We start from the raw sequence: 1773 nt of genomic DNA, 5'->3' as shown, positions 1-1773 counted from the left end.
GCCCGCGGGGACGGGCGCGACGCGACGGCCGCCGGTCTGGCGGGCGTGCCGCCGGTGGCGGATCAGACGACCAGCGGTGCCCGCTCGGCCGCGGCCATGCGCCAGGCGCGGTCGGCATCCTCGTCGAACAGTTCGGTGAGCTTTTTCATCATGGTGCCGCCCAGCTCCTCGGCGTCCACGATCGTCACCGCACGGCGGTAATACCGGGTCACGTCGTGGCCGATGCCGATGGCGATCAGCTCGACCAGATCGCGGCTCTCGATGTCGCGGATCACCTCGCGCAGATGGCGCTCCAGATAGTTGCCGGGGTTGACCGACAGCGTGCTGTCGTCGACCGGCGCGCCGTCGGAGATGACCATCAGGATGCGCCGGTGTTCCGGGCGCGACAGCAGCCGGCGATACGCCCACAGCAGCGCCTCGCCGTCGATGTTCTCCTTCAGCAGCCCCTCGCGCAGCATCAGGCCGAGATTCTTGCGCGCCCGCCGCCACGGCGCGTCGGCCGACTTGTAGATCACGTGGCGCAGGTCGTTCAGCCGACCGGGATTGCGCGGCTTGCCGTCGGCGACCCAGCGCTCGCGGCTCTGTCCGCCCTTCCAGGCGCGGGTGGTGAAGCCCAGCACCTCGACCTTCACGGCGCAGCGTTCCAGCGTGCGGGCCAGGATGTCGCCGCACATGGCGGCGACCGTGATCGGCCGGCCGCGCATCGAGCCGGAATTGTCGATCAGCAAGGTCACCACGGTGTCGCGGAATTCGGTGTCCAGCTCGCGCTTGTAGGACAGCGCCAGCAGCGGGTTGACGATCACCCGCGACAGCCGCCCGGCATCGAGCAGGCCTTCCTCGAGATCAAACTCCCAGGCCCGCGTCTGCTGCGCGAGCAGCCGCCGCTGCAGGCGGTTCGCCAGTTTCGAGATGACACCGTGGAGGTGCTGGAGCTGCTGGTCGAGCTGCTGGCGCAGGCGCGTCAGTTCGTCCGGGTCGCAGAGATCCTCGGCGGCGATTTCCTCGTCGAAGGCGCGGGTATAGGCGCGATACGTGGTGCCGTCGTCGGCGAGCGCGCGTTCGCGCCGCGGCTGCGGGCCGCCCGGCCGGTCGTCGCCTTCGGCCGCCGCGGACTCCTCGTCGCTGGCGTCGCCCGATTCCTCGTCGCTCGGCTCGCCCTCCATCTCGTCGGGCTGCGCGCCGAGGATGCTTTCGGTGTCGGACTGCGCCTCGCCCTGGCTGTCCTGCGCGTTGTCCTGCGCCCCGGACTGTTCGCTGCCTTCCTCGCCCTCGTCGTTGCTCTGTTCCGGCTCGGCCTCGGCCTCCGCCTCGGCGAGGTCGAGGGCGGCGAGCAGGCGGCGCGCGGCGCGGGCATAGGATTGCTGGTCGTCGGATGCCTCGCGCAGCTCGTCGAGGGCGGCGTCCGCCGTCTCGCCCAGCGTCTCGCGCCACAGCGCGAGCACCCGCCGCGCCGCCTCCGGCGCGGCCTCGCCGGTCATGCGTTCGCGGGCCAGCAGCGACAGCGCCGCCGCGGCGGGCATCTGCTCGCGCCGCGTCATGCGGTCATAGCCCTCGGTCTCGCATTCCTCCGTCAGGCGGGCGCGCAGATTGGCCGCGACGCCGGACATGTGACGGGCGCCCACCGTCTCCACGCGCGCCTGTTCCAGCGCGTCATAGATGTCGCGCGCCTCGCGCCGGGCCGGGCTGCGCGCGGCATGCACGCCGTCGTCGTGGTGGCGCAGCCGCAGGGCGAGGCTGTCGGCGCTGCCGCGCAGGCGTGCCATCTCGGCCGCC

Annotated in this window: 1 protein-coding gene; it reads right to left on the bottom strand. The window is 72.2% G+C overall.

The genetic code is table 11. The features are described 5' to 3' along the window. Positions 1 to 62: 62 nt before the first annotated feature. Positions 63 to 1773: cobaltochelatase subunit CobT (cobT, locus tag B8460_RS13995; protein WP_048862227.1), on the bottom strand; the 1711-nt coding region annotated here is incomplete at its 5' end.

This window comes from Acidisphaera rubrifaciens HS-AP3 (assembly GCF_000964365.1).
Lineage (GTDB): Bacteria > Pseudomonadota > Alphaproteobacteria > Acetobacterales > Acetobacteraceae > Acidisphaera > Acidisphaera rubrifaciens.
This window is presented reverse-complemented; position numbering and strand designations above follow the sequence as displayed.